Annotated in this window: 14 protein-coding genes and 1 pseudogene; 11 read left to right on the top strand and 4 right to left on the bottom strand. The window is 28.0% G+C overall.

Annotation, left to right across the window (positions count from 1 at the left end; all coding sequences use genetic code 11):
- Together AC4FQV_RS07155 and AC4FQV_RS07150 are read right to left on the bottom strand one after the other, a co-directional pair.
- A complete protein-coding gene (locus tag AC4FQV_RS07155) occupies positions 1 to 426 on the bottom strand; it encodes an ImmA/IrrE family metallo-endopeptidase (protein ID WP_491165197.1) in 426 nt (141 codons plus the stop codon).
- A gap of 152 nt (positions 427 to 578) precedes the next feature.
- The gene (locus tag AC4FQV_RS07150; protein ID WP_491138142.1) at positions 579 to 1,130 is read right to left on the bottom strand and encodes a helix-turn-helix domain-containing protein; all 552 of its coding nucleotides are present in this window, start codon (positions 1,128 to 1,130) and stop codon (positions 579 to 581) included.
- A gap of 781 nt (positions 1,131 to 1,911) precedes the next feature.
- On the opposite strand from AC4FQV_RS07150, the gene AC4FQV_RS07145 reads away from it, so the two are divergent.
- The 7 genes from AC4FQV_RS07145 (at position 1,912) to AC4FQV_RS07115 (ending at position 13,200) form a co-directional block, all read left to right on the top strand.
- Positions 1,912 to 3,840 carry a DNA polymerase gene (locus AC4FQV_RS07145; protein ID WP_491165196.1) on the top strand — a complete coding sequence of 643 codons (1,929 nt, stop codon included), beginning with the start codon at positions 1,912 to 1,914 and terminating at the stop codon, positions 3,838 to 3,840.
- A 72-nt stretch (positions 3,841 to 3,912) separates the two neighbouring features.
- Positions 3,913 to 6,462: a DNA primase family protein gene (locus AC4FQV_RS07140; protein ID WP_491165195.1), complete on the top strand. Its 2,550-nt coding sequence runs from the start codon at positions 3,913 to 3,915 to the stop codon at positions 6,460 to 6,462.
- Between the two features lie 318 nt (positions 6,463 to 6,780).
- Entirely contained in the window at positions 6,781 to 7,368 is a 588-nt protein-coding gene (locus AC4FQV_RS07135) for an RNA polymerase sigma factor (protein ID WP_491165194.1), read from the top strand.
- A gap of 179 nt (positions 7,369 to 7,547) precedes the next feature.
- Positions 7,548 to 9,770, top strand: a complete 2,223-nt coding sequence (locus tag AC4FQV_RS07130) for a DEAD/DEAH box helicase family protein (RefSeq protein WP_491165193.1) — start codon at positions 7,548 to 7,550, stop codon at positions 9,768 to 9,770.
- A complete protein-coding gene (locus AC4FQV_RS07125; RefSeq protein WP_491165192.1) occupies positions 9,763 to 10,293 on the top strand; it encodes a hypothetical protein in 531 nt (176 codons plus the stop codon). Before AC4FQV_RS07130 ends, AC4FQV_RS07125 begins: the two co-directional genes overlap by 8 nt.
- 322 nt (positions 10,294 to 10,615) lie before the next feature.
- Positions 10,616 to 12,226, top strand: coding sequence for a hypothetical protein (locus tag AC4FQV_RS07120; protein ID WP_491165191.1), 1,611 nt, complete (start codon positions 10,616 to 10,618; stop codon positions 12,224 to 12,226).
- Between the two features lie 68 nt (positions 12,227 to 12,294).
- A complete protein-coding gene (locus tag AC4FQV_RS07115; protein WP_491138150.1) occupies positions 12,295 to 13,200 on the top strand; it encodes a hypothetical protein in 906 nt (301 codons plus the stop codon).
- A gap of 29 nt (positions 13,201 to 13,229) precedes the next feature.
- On the opposite strand, the gene AC4FQV_RS07110 is transcribed toward AC4FQV_RS07115, so the two are convergent.
- The gene (locus AC4FQV_RS07110) at positions 13,230 to 14,453 is read right to left on the bottom strand and encodes an MFS transporter (protein WP_491165190.1); all 1,224 of its coding nucleotides are present in this window, start codon (positions 14,451 to 14,453) and stop codon (positions 13,230 to 13,232) included.
- Between the two features lie 64 nt (positions 14,454 to 14,517).
- Positions 14,518 to 15,003 (bottom strand): MarR family transcriptional regulator, encoded by a 486-nt coding sequence (locus tag AC4FQV_RS07105; RefSeq protein WP_491165189.1) that lies wholly within the window; start codon positions 15,001 to 15,003, stop codon positions 14,518 to 14,520.
- Between the two features lie 275 nt (positions 15,004 to 15,278).
- On the opposite strand from AC4FQV_RS07105, the pseudogene AC4FQV_RS07100 reads away from it, so the two are divergent.
- The 4 genes and pseudogenes from AC4FQV_RS07100 to AC4FQV_RS07085 form a co-directional block, all read left to right on the top strand.
- Positions 15,279 to 15,383 (top strand): annotated as a pseudogene (locus AC4FQV_RS07100) (DnaJ domain-containing protein); the annotation flags it as partial.
- Positions 15,384 to 16,750: 1,367 nt separating this feature from the next.
- Positions 16,751 to 17,359 carry a nucleotide exchange factor GrpE gene (locus tag AC4FQV_RS07095; RefSeq protein WP_491138152.1) on the top strand — a complete coding sequence of 203 codons (609 nt, stop codon included), beginning with the start codon at positions 16,751 to 16,753 and terminating at the stop codon, positions 17,357 to 17,359.
- Positions 17,360 to 17,377: 18 nt separating this feature from the next.
- A complete protein-coding gene (locus AC4FQV_RS07090) occupies positions 17,378 to 19,141 on the top strand; it encodes an Hsp70 family protein (RefSeq protein ID WP_491165188.1) in 1,764 nt (587 codons plus the stop codon).
- Between the two features lie 17 nt (positions 19,142 to 19,158).
- Positions 19,159 to 19,500 carry a tetratricopeptide repeat protein gene (locus tag AC4FQV_RS07085; RefSeq protein WP_491165187.1) on the top strand — a complete coding sequence of 114 codons (342 nt, stop codon included), beginning with the start codon at positions 19,159 to 19,161 and terminating at the stop codon, positions 19,498 to 19,500.
- The last annotated feature ends 64 nt before the right edge of the window (positions 19,501 to 19,564 follow it).

The following is a 19,564-nucleotide window of genomic DNA, read 5'->3' as shown; positions in this document are numbered from 1 at the left end:
TTAAGCTTTTAGTTTTATTAAAACTAAATCCAAAGGGAGATTTAGGGATTTAGCTATGGTGCTTGGGGTTTTCCCTTTATGTTTTTCTAACAAGCTGTCTGGTATAAGTAGATTAGCTGCAAAGATTTGTGCATACCTTTCAAAATCATCCTTTGGTTTTAGATTTTTGTTATCTAAAACATGTAATTCTTCCTTTGGGTGAATTAGAAGATACCCTAATTCATGGGCACAGACAATTCTCTTTGTCATAAGGGAAGAATTTTTGTTTAGGTGTATTATTCCCTGTCTTTTATATTTTAAGCCATAGCCAGAGATGTTTTTTAGGTTTTCTTCAAGTATTATTATTCCCTTTCCTAGGGCTATTTCTAAAGGGTCATTTAATCCATATAACTTTATTAAGTCCTCTGCAATTTTCTTTATATTCATATTACCTTTGGTTTTATACCTAGTTTTATATAAAACCTATTCACCTTCCTTTCATTCTTTTTAGAAAGGATATTGATGTTTATAAATTTAAAATTACTTTTCTTAAAAAATATAAGGATTTTAATTTTACCTAAAAAGTTTAGATTAAAAGCTTAATTTCCCTTAGAGGAGAACTTATTTTTTGCAATAAGCTTTGCCATTTTCATGGAATGTTCTAGACTTTCCCTAAAGGCCTCTCTTGTTTCAGAGTCTAGTAAAAAACCTTCAAAGAAGATATTCTTTTCAAAGTTTGATAGATTTTTTAAGGTTTTTTCTAAATCCTCCTTAATGTTTAAGCTTTCTTTTTCAGAGAGTATGGCATTTTTGCAGTTTATAGGGGAAGTATAATCTGCAATATTTTTCTTATTTAATTCCTTATAAATTTCCTCTTGGCATGTTTCACAAAGCTCCTTAAATTCCTCCTCTTCATCTTCACATAAAGGAGGAAGAATATAATCCTCTTCTAAAAGAGAATCATCAAAAAAGGATTTTAAATCAAGTTTTAAGGCAGTAGCTAAGGCTTCAATAGTATCAAAACTTGGGTTATACCTGTTATGTTCTATATCCGATAGATAAGAGCGAGATATACCTGTCATTTCAGCTAAGGCCTTTTGAGTTAATTTTCTTTTTTTTCGTAATTTTTGTAGTCTATAACCTATATACATAAGTTAAAATATTGCTACTTAAAATATGGTCAAAGATATCCCTATTAAGATTTTTCTTTTAAATAAGACTTAAAGGTTTAGATAAGATTTAAACTTAGAACTAAAGCTTTATATCTTAAAAAAGATATAAATCTTAATATTATAAGTTTAGCTAGGTACTTTTTGAATATTTTGACTAGTAGCACTCCCTTCTTTAAAATTTTCTCTCTTAATAAACTTTCATATTTTCTTGAAAGTTTTCTTTTTTTCCTTTAGTTTTATATTTTAAATTTTCCTTAGTTTCCCTTGAAAATAATTGTATTTTAATAGATTAAATGTAAAAAATTATCACAAATTTATTTTAACAGGGTATTTCCGAACAATCAATAGTTTTTTGGATAAAAAGGTAAAATAATACAGACTTTCTAAGAAAAATGGAGAATTTTTAAGATACTTTTAAATATATAGAGATAATTTAAGAGGAGAAGGAAATTTGAATTTTGGAATTGGGAAAAAAAGGTATTATAATTCCCTTGTAAGAAAAAGTAAGGGTAATACTAGGAGTATTTGTATTATCCTACATTTTCTTTGGATTTTAATTAAGAAGGACAGGGAAAGAATTTTTAAACAGTAAGAGTTTTATTTAAAAATTTTAAAAAAGGAGATTTTTTTAGGCTATCTTAAGATTTTAGGGGAAAGAATTTTAAGAGTTATAAAGCTTTAGGAAAGATTTTTCTTTTTTGTAGGGAGTTTATTTTGGATATTGATGTTTTACTTTAGTATTTCTTTTTAAGGAGAGGTTATGGGAGAGTATAAAAGTGTTTTTAAGATTAGTGAGGTTATGAGATATTTAAATCTTAGGAAAAATAAGGTGGTTTCCTTTACCATAAAATGTGCTCCTAAAGGGCAGTATTTTAGAAGTAATTATGGGGAGGATTTTCTTCATCCAAGAAGGGGACATATAGTTGGAATTGCCTTTAGTGTATCTAGAGAAAGTGGAATATATATTCCTTTAAGACATAGAAGGGGAGAGAAGCTTAAAGATTGTGAGAGAATGCTTTCTTTTCTTAAGGGCTTTGTTTTTCATAATGAAGGGATTGTAAAGGTTTCCCATGATTTATCTTTTCAGTCCTCTTTTTTATATGAGGAGGGAATTATTTTAAAGGAACCTTTTTTTGATACTATGGCTGGAAGTATGCTTACCTTTAAGGAGTATGGAATTTATAGAGGCTATGAGGATTGTAATTTTTATAGGCTTATTAAGGAAATTTTTAATTTTGACTTAGTAAATCCTTATAAGGACTTTAAGGGAGATTTTATTGATAATATAGAGCCAGAGAACAGGGAGAGGATAGGGCAGATTACTCTTTCTACTTCTTATATTTTAAGGCTTTATGACTTTTGCATTAACTGGTTTTTTGAGAATATAAGAGAACATAAAATTCTCTGTGAAAGGGTGGAAAGTCCTGCTTCTGTGTATACAGGGATTATGAAGAGAAATGGAATACTTGTAAATAAAAAACTCTTAAAAGAGTATAAAGCTAAGGCCTATAGAGAACTTAAAACTTTAAAAGGGGAGATTTTATCCTTTTCTAAAAGAAATATTGCCCTTGGAAAGAATCTTCAAAGAAAGGAGTTTAAGGATTTTTTATTTAAAGAGTTAGGGTTTCCAATTTTTAAAAGGTCATCAAAGGGAGAGCCTTCCTTAGATGAGGAGAGTCTTATTCTTATGGAGAAGTGGGCAAGGGATAATTTTAAGGAAGGGGAAGCTCTTATAAAGAGTATTAGAAGTTATAGAAGGTTATCAAAAATAGTAAGCACTTATATAGAGCCTATAGAAAGACATATGGATGAGAAAACTGGGAGAATATATGCAGATTTTCTTTCTATGGGAACAGAAACAGGAAGGTTTTCAAGTAAAAATCCAAATCTTCAAAATCTTCCAAGGGCAGATAATGACCCTTTAGGAATTAGAAAACTTTTTATTCCTTCTTCAAAGCATGTCTTTTTAGATTTTGATTTTTCTCAAATAGAACTTAGGGTAGGGGCTTATTATTGCAAGGATAGAAAGATGATTAAGGCCTTTAGAAAGGATTTAGATATTCATGCCATGACAACCTCTATTATTTATTCCATACCCTTAGAGGAGGCACTTTTTAAGGAGCATAAGGAGTATAAAAGAAGAAGAACTATTGCTAAAAACTGTAATTTTGGTGTTTTCTTTGGTCTTTTTCCAAAGGGGCTTAGGAGAACCTTAACCTTTAAGGGAGGAATTGATATTGAGGAAGAGGATTGTGAAAGAATTATAAAAAGCATAAAGGAAGGGTATCCAAGACTTTCCTTATGGCAGAAGGAGGCAATAGAGTATGCCCTTAAAAGAGGCTATGCAAGAAGTAGAATTGGAAGAAGGCGTTATTTAAAGGAGTTAACTTCTAAGGATTTTTCTCTTAGAAGTTATGGAAAAAGGTGTGCCTTAAATACTCCAATTCAAGGGACAGCAGCAGAGATTATAAAAATATCTATGGGGAGAATTTTAAGAGAGTTATCAAGCAGAGAGTATATAAAACCAATTCTTCAAATTCATGATGAACTTTTATTTGAGGTTAGAGAGGATAAGCTTAAGGAGGCAATAGCTTTTATAAAGGATTCTATGGAAAGAAGTCCCTTTAAAGATTTTAACATTCCTATAAAGGTTCAGTATGCTGTAGGGAGAAACTTTAAGGATTTATAATAGTTATCTTCTCTTTTATAGAGGGAAAAAGTGAAGAAATAGAAAAAAGGTAAAAGGGTATTAGGAGGAGCTATGAAGGAAGAAAGAGAGATAAGGTGGGATTTAAAGGAGAGCTTTGATTTTTTAAGTTGTTTTTTTAAGGAGCCTTTAGAGAGGGTTAATTTTAGAATTTTTTCTGATAAGAAGGGAGAGGGCTTTAAGGGGAGAAATTTAAGCCTTCCCCTTGAGGAATTTTTTAAGAGAGAGAATTTTTTTAAGGGGGAAAATAGTAAAAATAGGGGAATATTCTTTGTTGTAAACTCTGGAGGAAATAAGGATTTAGAGATAAAAAGAATAAATGCACAGTTTTTTGAATGTGATAGCCTTTCTTTAAAGGAGCAGTTAGAAAATATTAAAGCCTTTCCTCTAGAACCTAGCCTTATAGTTAAAACAAGAAAATCCCTTCATGTTTATTTTTTAATAAAAGAAGGAAAGGTTAATAAGTTTAGAGAGATACAAAGAGCCTTAGCAAGACATTTTAAGGGGGATTTTAGTTGCATAAATGAAAGCAGGGTTATGAGAGTACCAGGTTTTTATCATTGTAAAGAGGAGCCTTTGCTTGTAAAAACCTTAAAGCTTTCAAAGGATTTAATCTATACTCAGGAGGAGATAGAAAAGGCCTTAAAGCTTTGTAGTAGTAAAGAGGAAGAAAAAAAGGAAGAGAAGAAGGAAGAAAAAAAGGGGAAAAATCCTGAGAAGGAGTATATATGGGGAGTTAATGTTCTTCCTTTAAAGTGTGAGTTTATAAAGTATTGCATTGATAATTCAAAAACTTTAAAGGAGCCTCTATGGCATGGAATGATTACAAACCTAGCTTTATTTAAAGGGGGAAAGGAGAAGATTCATAAGTATAGCAGAGGGTATGAAGGATATAAAAGGGAGGAAACAGAGAAAAAGATAGAGGGTTTTTTAAAGTCTTCAGTTTACCCAATGACCTGCAAAACTATTATAGAGAGAGGGTATCCTTGCAGTTTATATAAAAATGGATGCAAGGGAAAAAGTCCTGCAGAACTTTCAAAAAAGCCCTTAACTGTGGAGGAATTAAGGGGGCTTATAAGAGGGTTAAAGGTTAATTATGATTCAAAGGCTGTAAATGTAGATACTGCTCTTAAATTTATTGAGGAGTATATGTATAATACAAGCCAAGCTTTAGGAAAGAGCCTTATAAAGGAAGATTTATGTCCTTATTTAAATATTCAAGATTACAAAAGCTTGATAAATTTTCATGGAGAGCTTTTTAGAAAGGTTAATAGAGAGAGGAAGGAAAAGGAGAATAAAAAGGAGAGAGAGGTCTTACAGGAGTTTCCTTGGTATGAAGAAAAGGAAAAGGGGCTTAGATTTTTACCTTTTATTCTTGCAAAGCATTTAAAGGAGGAGATTAAGTGTTATTACTGTGCAGAATCCTTTTTTATTTATAGTAATGGAGTTTATAAGCAAGGGGGAGAAAGGGAGGCTAGTAAAATTATTATGAAGTATATGCTTCCTAAGCATTGTACCATGGCTTATATAAGAGATTGCAGGGAGCAATGGGAGATTTTAATATGTAGAGATTTTGAGGATTTTAATAGTAATCCTTATATAGTAAATGTGAAAAATGGATTGATTGATATAAGAGATTTTACCTTTAAGGAGCATAGTTTTAAGTATTTAAGCACAGTGCAACTTAATGTGGAGTATAAAAGAGAGAAAGAGTGCAAAAGGTTTAGGGAGTTTTTAAGTGAGGTTTTAGATAAGAGAATTATTCCCTTAGTGCAGGAGATTTTTGGATATTTATTAACTACAAATACAGCCTGTCAAAAGGCCTTTGTATTTTTTGGACCAGCTAGAACGGGAAAAAGTACTCTTATATGGGTTTTAGAATACTTGCTTCTTGGCAGAAATAATGTAAGCAATATACCTTTGCAGGAAATTGGAGATAGATTTAAAACTGCAGAGCTTTTAGGAAAACTTGCTAATGTCTTTTCAGACCTTCCAAGCAAAGAGATTTATGATACAGGAGTTTTTAAAGGAATTACAGGAGAGGATTATTTAATGGGGGAGAAGAAGAATAAAAATCCTTTTAAGTTTAAGCCCTTTGCAAGACTTCTTTTTAGTTGTAATGAGCTTCCTAAAAATTATGTAGATAGAACAGAGGGGTTTTATAGAAGGCTTATTCTTATTCCCTTTACAACTCCTATAAAGGAAGAAAAGATTGACAAGAATTTAAAGGAAAAGCTTAAGGAGGAGAAGGAAGGAATCTTAAACTGGGCTCTTCAAGGACTTAAAAGGCTTTATGAAAATAACTTTGAGTTTAGTGAAAATGTCTTAACAGATAATTTAAAGGAGGAGTATAGGAGAGAGAATAATAATGTTATTTACTTTGTTTATGAGTGCTGTAATTTAAGGGCAGAACTTCTTTGTAGTAGCATAGAGCTTTATGAAACTTATAGAGAGTTTTGTGAAAAGCTTGGCTTAAAAGCTCTCTCTCATATTAAGTTTAACAGGGAGTTAGAGAGAAATTTTACTCTCTTTAAAGGAAGAGAAAGTAATAGAAGGCTTTGGAAGGGGATAGCTCTTAAGGAAGAGGATATTATAGAATTTTAAAGGAAATTTTTTCTTAAAATTTACTTCATAATTAATGACTGCTTTACAAGGAAAATGACTGCTTTTTGCCAAGGTTTTTTCCAGAGTTTTTCTAGGAATATAAAGGCTTTAGCCATAGTTGCCATAGTTTTTCTATTTTTTATATAGAGGAAAAATAAAAAAATTTTTTAAAGGGGTTTTTATTTTTTTATGGGAATATAGAAAAAGGTGAAATCTAGTCATTCTTTTAAGGAAAGCTAGTAGTAGCAAGGCTTTAGCCTATGACTGCTTTTTTTAAAACTCTGGCATATTTTTTTAGTTATAGGGGTATTTAAATTTATGAATAGTGAAATTGTTAATATTTTATTAGAGAAATGTAAAGCTGGAGATAAGGAGGCTATGAATAAGCTTTTTGAAATTCACAAAGGAATTCTTTATAAATACTCTTGTAAATATTTTATAAAGGGCTATGAGAGAGAGGACCTAGAACAGATAGGATGGATTGAGTTTATAAAGGCTGTTGAAAAATATGAAAAGGAAAGTGGAATAGATTTTCTTGCCTTTTTAACTATTCTAATAAGAAATAAATATCTCTCTATTTTAAGTAGAAAGGAGAATAATATAAACCTCTCAAGCCTAGATAAACCAATAGGAGAGGATATAAGCTTAAAAGATAACATAAAAGATAGCTTTTCTATGGAAGAGGATTTTGAGAGAAGAGAGCTTTTAGAAAATCTAGAAAAGGCCCTAAATTCCTTAAGTAAGGAGGATAAAGATTTTATCCTTTTTATAATGAAGAAAAGAGGAAATATGCAAAAATACTATGAGGAGAATAAAAAAGAAACAACCTTAAATATTGTAAGACATAGAAAAAGAAAAATCCTAAGAAAACTACAAAATGAACTTTCTAAAAAATACTTCTTATAAAAGGCACACATAGATATTTTTACTTATTTGTAAGGATTTTTAAATAAAAATTTTATTAATATTATTTCTTTGATACAATAAAATTATGCAAAAATGGTAAAATAATTATGAAAAGTAATTTCAATATAGTAATAGAAAAAGATTTAATTTTAGTGTGTTTAATAAAGAGAGGGATACAAATGGAGAAAAAAGCTAAATTAACTTATGCAGGAGAAATTAAAGTTGCTAAGGGAAAAAATAAGAGGAATTTATATGAGCATCAAAAAGAGGCCGTTGAAAGTTTAAATAAATTAAATGAAAGAGATAGTTTTAGCTCTTTATTAGTTTTACCTACAGGTGGTGGAAAGACTTTTACTAGTGTTTACTGGATTTTAAAAGAGGCTATAAATAATAAGAAGAAAGTATTATGGATAGCCCATAGGCATTTATTACTAGAACAAGCAGCGGACACCTTTAAAAAAACAGCTTATTCTGACTTATTATATAATATTTCCTTTTTTAACTATAGAATAGTTTCAGGAAAACATGATCAAGCAATAAATATTAAAAAAAGTGATGATGTTCTTATAATGGGAAAAGATAGTGTTACTAAAAATTTAGATGCTCTTTCTAAGTGGTTAGAGGGAGAGGATGAAATTTATTTTGTAATAGATGAAGCACATCACGCTACAGCTAAATCCTATAGAAAGATTATAGAGTATGTATTAAGTAAGGTTAATAAAGTTAAGCTTATTGGATTAACTGCAACTCCTTTTAGAACAGCAGATAATGAAAAAGGGCTTTTAGCTAAAATATTTACTGATGGCATAGTATTTAAAGTTGATTTAAAGGATTTAATAAAGAAAGAAATATTATCTAGACCTTTATTTGAAGCTTGTGAAACAGAGATAGAGGTAGGAGATAATATAGGTCTTAAAGACATTAAAAATATAGAATATCTAGACAATCTTCCAGAGGATATTGCAAACAATATTGCAAATAATAAAGAACGTAATAAATTAATAGTTAATAGGTACTTGCTAAATAAAGATAAATATGGACAGACTATAGTATTTGCCTTAAATAGAGTTCATGCTTTTGCTTTAAAAAGTATTTTTGATAAATTTGGAATTGAATCTGGAGTTATAGTATCTGGAACTAAGGCAGAATTTACTGGAATTGATATATCTGATAAAGAAAATGAAAAGCAGATAAAAAAATATATAAATGGAGAAATACAGGTTCTTATAAATGTAAATATATTAACAGAAGGAATAGATTTACCTCAAACTAAAACTGTTTTCTTAACAAGACCAACAGTATCTACAATTTTAATGACTCAGATGGTTGGCAGAGCTTTAAGAGGTGTACAAGCTGGTGGAACTAAGGAAGCTTATGTAGTTAGCTTTATAGATAAATGGCAAGAACATATAGCGTGGGTAAATGCAGAAACTTTAATAGAAAATGAAGATACCTTTATAGATGATAAAGAGAATATTAATAATAATGTTGAGCTTAGACTTATATCTATTGCAAAGATTGAAGAATTTGCAAAACTTATGGATGATACTGTAGATACATCTAAGTTAGAATCTATAGGTTTTATGAAGAGAGTTCCCCTTGGAATGTATGCCTTTACTTTTATAGATGATAATAAAATGGAAAGAAATCATCAAGTTTTAGTTTATGATAGTACTAAAGAACAGTATGAGGAATTTATAAAGGATTTACCTGTATTTTTTGAAGCTTATGATATAGAAGATGAAGTTATAGATGATTCTACCATGGAAGAATTATTAAAAGTTGCTAGAGAAACATATTTTGATGATTATATGTTGCCTAAATATGACGATAAAGATATAGAGTATATTTTAAAGTATTATGCACAGAAAGAATGTGAACCTAATTTTATACCTTTTAAGGAGCTAGACCGTCAAAAATTAAATTTAACTGATATAGCAAAAGATATTGTAGCTAAAGATTTACGCCGTTCAGAGATAAAAAGATATATAGAAGATTTATGGAATGCTGAAGATGGCATAATAAGAATTTATTTTAATAAAAAACCTTATTTTGTTAGACAGTTACAAATAGAAATAGAAGTTGTAGAAGATGAACAGGAAAATTTTAATGAAACTCCTAAAGTTATAGCGGAAGAAAGAAGTTTAGATAAATTATCTTTATATGATATGGAAAAGGTTGATCCAGAGAAAGCAAGGGCTATTAAAAAAGAGATTTTTAGAAAATTTATGAATAATCAAGGGCTTTATTATTGTAATAACTGTGGATATACATCAAATTTTAAAGGGAAATTTCAAATTGACCATATAATTCCAATGTCAAAGGGAGGACTTACAAATTTAGATAATTTACAATTATTATGTTCTAGTTGCAATAAGATAAAGGGTGATAAAGTTGAGTAAATATTTATATACTCCACAAGATATAGCACTTTTTTTAGATTATTGTAATCTTAAATTATCAGATGAGAGAGTTTTAAAAGATAGATTATGGAAAGATAAAGACTTTTCTATAGTCCCTAAATATAGAAAGGATAAATATAAATTTTTTAAGACTATTTCACTTTATAGAGAAAAATATGAATATTTAAACTATAAAGAAGATATAGAATTGATAAATAGGATTTTTAAAGAATATGGAAGTTCTTATGAAATTAAAAATATTGAAGAAGATGAAAATTATATAGAGGCATTTTTTAGATTTATTAAGCTTAGACTTGTTTATATGGAAGGCTGTAATTATGTTAGGATAAAGTTAAGGTCTTTGCTTAAAAATTTTGGTTATAAAAGAAGAAGTGATGCTTTGATTAAAAGTATAAAAAGGACTATGAAGTCTTTAGGCTTAAAATGTTTTTTAAGAGGAAATAAACCTTGTGATATTGGTAAAATAAAAATAGATGATGTAATGATTATAAGGTTAGCTTAATTTAAAAAATTAAATAAATTACTAATGTATAAATAGAATATTTCTTAATAAAATGCCTGTTTTAAAACTTTATTTTACTTTAATAAAGAATAAAACAGGCTCTTTTCTTATAGGTTTATTTACTTGAAGGCCCTTTAAGAAGGTACAATATCCTATAAAATACAATTTTATATTAAGAACTGTAGTTTTATTATTATACTAAAAATATATGAAATAAAATTTAAAAACTTAGAAGTATTTTTTTAATTTTTATCTTTTAAGCTTTAATAAAATAAATAAAAAAATTAAAAGTGGTTTATTTAGGTATTTAGGAGAGTGAATTATGGATATATTAGAATTAGAGATGAAGGATATAATTTCAAGAACTGAAAAGTTTATGAAGAATTTAATAGAGGAAAATAAAAATTTTTCTACTAAGCTTAAAAACTTTGAAGAAGAATTATCAAAAGAAAGGGAAAGAATAGTAAATCTAAATAATACTATTTTACAGCTAAAAAATAATGTTAAAGAGTTGAAGGAAGAAAGGAACAATTTTAAAAATGAAAATAATCAGTTAAAAGTAGAAAATGATAACTTAAAGATAGAAAATAATAAATTAAAACTTGAAAAGGAAAATGATAAAGGTATAAAAGAGGAACTTGTTATAGATAAAACTTTAGAAGATATAAAGAACTTAATTATAAATTCAGAGTGTTATAAGGTTGAAGAATTGTTTAATAGTTCCTTATCAACCTTAAAAAATATTAAAAACTTAAATAAAGAGGATGCTATACTACTATTATATTTAGCTTTTTATAATAATTCCTTAGAGGAAATTTTAAAAAATAAATCTTTAAAGAAGTATTATGATGAAGATAGCATTGAAATAGAGATACTTAAGCTTTTAATAGAGGAAGGAAAATTAAAGCTTAAAGAAAGTATTAACACTTGTTATAAAGTTTTTATAGAATTAAATAATAATGCATTTTTAGACCTAGAACCTAAAATTAAAACATATATATTAGATGAGAATTTAATGTGCTCATATGATTTTTATAATCTTTCAGATATTAGATTAATTTCTGACTTTGATTTAAAGGATGTTTACCTTAGTGAAAAAGTTTTAGTTAAGGTAGAACATAAATATAAATTATTAAAAGTCTTTAAAAATAGAATGACTTCTAAATATATTTATATGAATCAAGAACTTTATGAAGAATATTTTGGTGAGAAAAAAGAAATAGAAAATAAGGACATAAAGAAAGATAATACAGAAGTTAATAAGGAAACAAAGAAAAGTGAATATGATAATTTAATTGAGGAGTATCAAAGAAGTAAAATAAAAAAACTAAAGAATCAAATAGAAAATTTATTAAATAATACTTCTTTAATAAAAACTTTAACTGATTCTGAAAAATATACCTTATTATTTATGGGGAAATTTGTAGGTATAGACAGATATAAGCTAGAAAGATATTTAGGATTTAATTCCTTAAAAATGGGATATGAAAAAATTTTATATATGAAGCTTGTTGAAAATGGAAATGCTTGTAAATATATGAAAAATAATTCTAAGAATTTTAATGAGATAGACTTAAGAGTAAAGAAAAAATTATTAACAACTATTTATAACTTTAGTTTAAATATGGAAAAACAAAATAAAGAGGCAAAGGACATAAATAGTACTATTGATTTATCTTCAAAGGGAGAAGCTGATAATAATGGACAGTTTTTATTAAATAATGAATCTAAACTTAAAAAATTAGGATATAGTACAATGCTAAGTGATAAAGAGCGTTTTGACATATTAAAAAATAAGGCTATTCCTGTCTTAGGTTTAAAAGTAGTTGTTTATTATTTAAATATGTTTATTAGAATGAACCAAAACAGAAAAAATAGGAAACATCTTGTTGAGAAGTGGAAGATGGACTTAAATAGAATAGTTAATTTATAAATTTTATAAGTATATTATGATATAATGTATTAGTAATATTATATTAATATATTTGTGAGGTGATTTTTTTGGCTAAAGGAAAAAAGGTTTTTTTAGGTTTTGGTATCTTTATTCTTCTTATAGTAGTGCTTTCCATAATAGCTTTAGTTGGAATAAACAAGAGGATTAATAGTAAGCAAGAGAGTGAAAATATTACATATGCAAAATTCCCTTATGAAACTGATTTTGACAATTATCATATAGTAATAGAAAAACCAAAGCTTTTAGACCACTACGTTCTTTTTGATTATACAGTTTCAACAAAGGATAACTCTGACATAATTAGAGAAGATTTTTACATGACAGGGGGAGGAAGTTTCCCAGACAAAGCAGTCTTTATTTCCTCAGATAATGTTTTAACAGAAATTAACGGAAATAAAATGAGAAGTGTAGATGTAGGTCTTTTAGTAGCTAGAGAAAACTATGATGGAGTTTTAAATAATGTAGACTTTTTAGTTAATGCAAGGGAAAAGGGCAGTACTAGAGATGTTTACAATGAAAAAAGAGTTGATACAAGAATAGAAACAAAGGGTTCTGTAAAAAAGGAAGAGGGGTACAAAGAACTTGATAAAACAGTTACTTTAGATGGAATAAACTTCAAGATTTTAGCCATAGATAACTATGACTTTGGAACCTTAATTCCTATTTATGTAGGAAACATAAATGAAGAACTTGGAGAGGAAATAGCTAATAAATATGCAGTTAGAGTAAGTGGAGAAAACATAAATCAACTTTTTAATTTAACTAGTTGGTGTGGTTTTGATGAAAGAAACATAAAATCCTATAGTAATATAGACAGTTCCTATAACAAAAATTCTAAATATGATAATTTCTATCTAGTAAAAGCTTTATATGATACAAAAAGTGTAAATAGCAAGGATTTAAAGTTTTACTTAGTAAATATGGAAACAATGAAGGAAGTAGAAATTAAATAAAAAAGAGAGTCTTTTTTAGGCTCTCTTTTTTATTTATGAAAATTTTTATTAAAGATAGGAATTGCTATCAATATAAGGACAATACCTAAGATAGCAGGAGAAAGATGACTAAAGTATGAATAAATCTTACCGCCTAAAAGAGGGCCAATTACTCTAGCTAGTGCTTGAAGGGCTTGACTGCCACCTTGAACTCTTCCTTGTTCACTTGCTTTAGTAGCTTTTGAAAGCATTCCATTATATGCAGGAGCAAAAATGGAATCACCAAAGGCAAAGATAAATATTCCTAAGATAAAAAGTGAAAATAAGGAAAATATATTTGATGAAAGTATTAAAACATAACCAATAATCTCAAAAATCATAGAAAGTATAATTATATTATTATCTTTTAATTTATTTAAAATCCTTGGCATTATTACTCCTTGAGAGATAATATCCTGAATACCCATAATTGAAAAAAGAAGACCAATTAATAGGGGACTTAAACTAAAGGTATCTATAGCAAAAAGAGAAAAAATAGCTTGAAGAGAACCGTTAGAAATAAAAATTAGAAAAGATGAAATAAAAAGTCCTTTTAAAGATTTTATAGAAATTAGGGATAAAATTTCAGAGAAAGGATTTAATTTTAATATAGATATATTTTGTATTCTATTATTTTTATCTAAGCTTTCAGGCATATAAATAATTCCATATATAATATTTATTAAAGTTATTAAGGCGCTAAAATACATAGGATATGTATAATTAACCCTTGCAAGTAATCCACCAATGCTTGGACCTAATATAGTACCAATTCCTAAAATAGCACTTATTAAAGAAAAAACTTTAGTTCTATTTTCTGTACTTGTTATATCAGAAAAATAAGCAAAGAGAGTACCAATACTTCCTCCTGTAATTCCATCTATTATACGGCCTAAAAGTATAATAAATATAGAGCCACCTATTCCGAGAAGTAAATATCCTAAAAAAGAACCAAAAAGACATATTAAAAGAATAGGGCGACGACCATATTTATCACTTAAAGTTCCTAATAAAGGACAAAATAAAAATACACAAAGGGCATATAAAGAAGTTACTAAGCTAACTAAAAAGCTTTGACTATAAAAGTTATTTGTATATCTTTCCATTAAAAAAGGAATCGTAGGAAGTATAATAGTAAAGCCTATTCCAGAGAGAAAAATTGAAAAAAAGCCAAAGAAAAAAGAGTGTTTACTATTATTTAATACCTCTTTTTTGTAGTAATTAACATTGTTCATTTGAAATCTCCTTTTCTATATAAAAGTTTTCTATGAACAATATTAAAACAATATTGTTTCCTTGTCAACAAAATTGTTTTTTATAACTTATAGATTGGTTTTCTTTCTTAATTTCCTCATCTAAATGAAGATTGTATTTTTTTATAAATTCCATAATAAAGTTAAAGTTCTCATCATTTAAACTATCAAATATCTCCTTATCACGCCTTTGAAATTCTTCATGAAGAGAAAAATGTATTTTATTTATTTTCTCTCCTTTTTCACTTAATTTAAAGTATATTTCCTTTTTATTATCTTCCCTTTTATAACTTTCAATAAGTCCTTTGTCCATAAGTTTTTTACTAAGTTTACTTATAGTCCCTCTAGTCATAAAAAAGGCTTCTGCAAGTTTTGTTACATTACAGTTTTTATTTTTAGAAATATATTCAATAAAATGTATTTCAGAAGGAGAATAGCCTTTAAGTTTTTCTTCCATCTTACTTTTATTAAGATAAGATAGTTTATTAAATAATTCTCTAAAGGAGTTTAAAAGAAGTTCTTCCTTATTCATAAATATTCCTCCAATTAATTTTTTAAGGATATTATATTAAAGTTATGTTTCTATTTCAATAAAATATAAAGGAGTAATTTTATAGGGAATAATAGATAATTGTGGTATTTTTAATTATTTTTTGCTAAAATATTATTTTCTTAACTTTTTATTCATTAAATGTACAAAAATTCATTTAGATTGTGTATAATTGTATATGTTTGATATTAAATGTAAAAGTGTAATAAATTAAGTGGGATTAAATTTAAATTATGACTTAAAGAGTGAGGTATTAAATGAAGAAAGATTATTATGAAATTTTAGGGGTAAGTGAGAAGGCTAATGAGCAGGAAATAAAAAGAGCCTATGCTAAGCTTTTAAGAAAATATCCTCCTGAAAAATGTCCACAGGAGTTTAATGAGATATCAAAGGCTTATGAGGCTATTATTGAGATTAAAAAAAATGAAGTAACCTTAGAAGATAAAGAGGGAAATGATGTATCAGAGGGCTTAATTAGTGAGGCTATGAAAAGGTACTATAATGATGACTATGAAAACGCCATAATATACTTTAAAAAGTTTATTTTATTAAGACCAAATTTTAGCCTAGCAAAGAATTATCTTGCCTTATGTTATGCAAATTTAGAGGATTTTAAGGAGGCTTATGAAGTTCAAAAGGAGCTAATAAGTTCAACCTATGAGCCTAGGGAAAGCTATTTTTTAAACATGTCTAATTACTGCAATAGGCTTGGAAAATATCAAGAGAGCATGGCTTATTTGCTTACTGCTCTAGAAGAATTTGACACTTATCTTATTAACATGAATTTAGTCAAGCTTTATTCAAGCAACTATTTTAAAGAAACGGAAATTGCTAAAAAAATACTTGAAAATAAAGTAGACCTTCTTTTTAAGACAGATAAGGGAGATTTTTATGACACCTTAGAATTAGTTTATCATGGTTTAAATTTAAATTCTTATAACATAAAAGACAAATACTCAAAAATTACAATAGATTACTGCAATAATGAAAACTTTAAAGAAGTTATAAGAGAGATAGATAACTATATTTATATCTGTGTAAGTAGCTGGGACTTTAACTATGCTCTAGAATATATAAACTTACTAGAGAAGATATACTTAAAATTAAAAAAAGATGTTCCAAATAAATATAAAAATCTTAAAAATAATTTCATTGATATAGGAGAGTTTTTAAATGAAGATACTGCCTATGATGAGGTTTTAGAATACCTAGGAATAGGAATTAAGAAAAAGATTTTAAAAAATCTTCCGTACTTAAAATACATCTTTAAGGAGGAAGAGGTAAAGAAGGATTTTGAAAGGGCTAAGGATATCTTATTAAAATCAGCTTCAGAAAATCCTTATGAAATATATGAGAGTATAAATTTACTAAAGAATGATTACAAAGGTCTTTATTCAGAGTTTCAAGAGGATTTTGAGGAAATTTTAAGGCTTTCAAAAACTAGAATTAATTTTATAAAAAGCAAGATGGAAGAAAAAGCTCTTTTAAAGGACAGTTATAAAAAAGAAAATATAGAGGAAAAAATAGAGGAAGAAAAGCCTGTTAAAGTTGAAAATAAAAGTACTGAAGCTAAAAATACTGAAACTAAGGAAAGTGATATGTCAGGCTGTGGGTGCTTTTTTATTGCTTTATTAACAATTATAGGGCTTATAATAGCAGGACCTTTTGGGGCAATAGTTGGCTTTATAATAGCCTCAGTTATTTATAGTCGATTTTAAAGGAGGATTATATGTATAAATTTTTAGGGGTAGAAAAAGAGTTAAAGGAATATGCCTCAAAGAAAAAGAGTGAAGTTAATATGGATATATCTAGTGGGGTTTTAAATAAATTCATACTAGATATAAAAAGGGAGTTAGAAAATATAAATACCTCTGCAAAGGATAATAAAAATTTATTAAAGAAAAACTTTATAATTACAGATTCTACAAATGAAGAAATAAGAAAAGCACAGGAAAATCTTGAGCCTATTAAAAAAATTCAAGAGGATATAGAGATTTTAAAAAATATCTATGAAAACAAGGATAGCTTTATGGTAAAGATTATAAGCATAATAGATGAGTTTTATAGACTTAAAAATTATGTAGATAAATCAGGCAATGAAAGGCTAAAAGAAACCTTAGAGAGAAATCTAAAGTTTATAAAGAGAGAATTAAAAGAGATTGATATTGAGATAATTTCCTGCCTTAACAAAAAGTTTGATGAGGAGTTTCATGATTGCATAGAAAGTGTAAAAAATCCTTCTAAGGAAGATAACACTATAGTTGATGAAATAAAACCTGGAATTATTTATAAAGGAAAGGTAATTAGAGCATCAGAGGTAATTGTTGTGAAAAACTAGAGAGGAGAGAAAAAGCACATGGGAAAAATTATAGGAATAGATTTAGGAACAACAACATCAGAAATAGCTTACATGAAAGAGGGTGAGCCAGTAATAATAGAAAATGATAAATATGGACAAGGAGCTGTTATCCCTTCTATTGTAGCCATAAAAGAAAATGAAATAGTAGTTGGTAAAAAGGCTAAAAGACAGATGCTTTTAAGACCAGAATGTACTGTAGCAGAAGTAAAAAGGGATATGGGAACTGATAAAAAGTTTTACATAAATGGAAACACTTATATTCCAGAGCAAATCTCTGCTATGATACTTCGTGCTATTAAGGAAATTGCAGAGGAAGAACTTGGAGAGGTTTCAGAGGCTGTAATAACAGTACCTGCAAATTTTAATGATGTTCAAAGAAAAGCAACCATAGATGCAGCTGCTATTGCAGGGCTTAAAGTTGAGAGAATAATAAATGAGCCAACAGCAGCAGCTTTAGCTTATGGCTTAGAAAACTTAAATGAAGAATGTAAAATCTTAGTTTACGATTTAGGGGGAGGAACCTTTGATTGTACTGTTTTAGATATGTTCTCAGGAATTATAGATGTTAGAGCTAGTAGGGGAGATAACTTCCTTGGAGGAAAAGATTTTGATAAGAAAATTGAGCAGTATATAGTAAACTATATAAAAAATAACACCTCTGTAGATGTTGAAAATCTTAACACAAGAAAGTCAACAGCTATAAAAGATGCAGCAGAGAATGCTAAAAAGGATTTATCTGTAGAAAATAGCACAGAAATATTATTAAACAACTTTGATATTGACAGAGAAGGAAATTCTGTAGATATAGAAATAGAGCTTACAAGAGAAGATTTTGAAAAAATGTCTTATGACTTACTTAAGAAAAGTGAGGATATAGTTGATGAAACCTTAAAGGCTAGTAACTTAGAACCTAAGGATATAGATGTAGTTTTAGCTATTGGTGGTTCAAGTAGAATGCCTATGGTAAAAAATCTTTTAGTTAGCAAATTTGGAGAAGAAAAGATAAAAAAAGGAGTTAACCCAGATGAAGCAGTAGCTTTAGGGGCAGCTGTTCAGGCAGGAATAAAAAGTGATGAAATAAGTAGTGATTCAGGAATTATAATAACAGATGCTTGTAGCCATACTCTAGGTGTTGAAGTTATAGGAAATAAATTTAGTCCAATAATTTGTAGAGATTCAAAACTTCCTTGTAAGTCCTCTGAAATATATTACACAATTTATGATGGACAAAGTGCTGTAGATGTGCGTGTATATCAAGGAGAAAGTGAAAATATAGAAGAAGATACTTTCATTGGTGATTTTAGATTAGAGGGAATACCTAAGGCAAGGGCAGGAGAAGAAAAAATAGAAATAACCTTTAATTACAACTTAAATGGAATGTTAGATGTATTTGCAAAAATACTAAGTACAGGAAAGGTTGAAAAAAGAATTATGGCCTTAAAAAGTTTAAGTGAAGAGGACATTGCTCTTTTATCTAAAAAGACCTTTAAGAAGGAGGAAGAAAATTCTTCAAAGAAGGAAAAAGAGCCTTCTTATGATATGAACTCAAATTCAGATGAGGATTGGAGAAAATCACCCTTATTTGAAATTGTAAGTGTTTCAGTTTCTCTTGCAGAGGTTAAGTTAAAGAACTTAAATGAGGATAAAAAGAGGGAAGTTTCAGAGGTTTTAGATAAAATAAAAACTGCTATTTTAAATAATGATAAAAGTTCTGTTGAAAAATTAGATGAAAAATTAACAGACATTCTATTTGAAATTTAAAATTAAAGGGGAAAAATATGAGTGATTTAGAAGATTCATATATTGATATTTACAATAAAGCTCTTTGTAAGATTAAAGAAAATAATATATCAGAGGCAGTTTCTTTATTAGAAAAGGCCTATGAGTTAAACTCAAAGGATACAGATATTTTAAATCTTTTAGGGCTTTGCTACTTTGCCTTATGCAATTTTAAAAGAACTTTAAGCCTTTGGACTAGAAGTAAAGAGATAAATAAGAAGGAAGAAAACAAGGCAAATATTTATCTAGAATTTTTTAATTCAAAGGAGGTATCCTCTGATAAAGAAGTTTACAAAAAAGCCCTATCTTTAATTGAGCAAAAAAGGATAAAGTCCGTATAATTGTGTAAAAGTAAAAAGGCCATATAACAGTCCTTTTACGGTACAATGTTTTTAACGACAAAAA

This window comes from Clostridium sp. TJA038, assembly GCF_058310255.1.
Note: the sequence above shows the minus strand (reverse complement) of the source record. Positions and strands in the feature narration are given on the sequence as shown.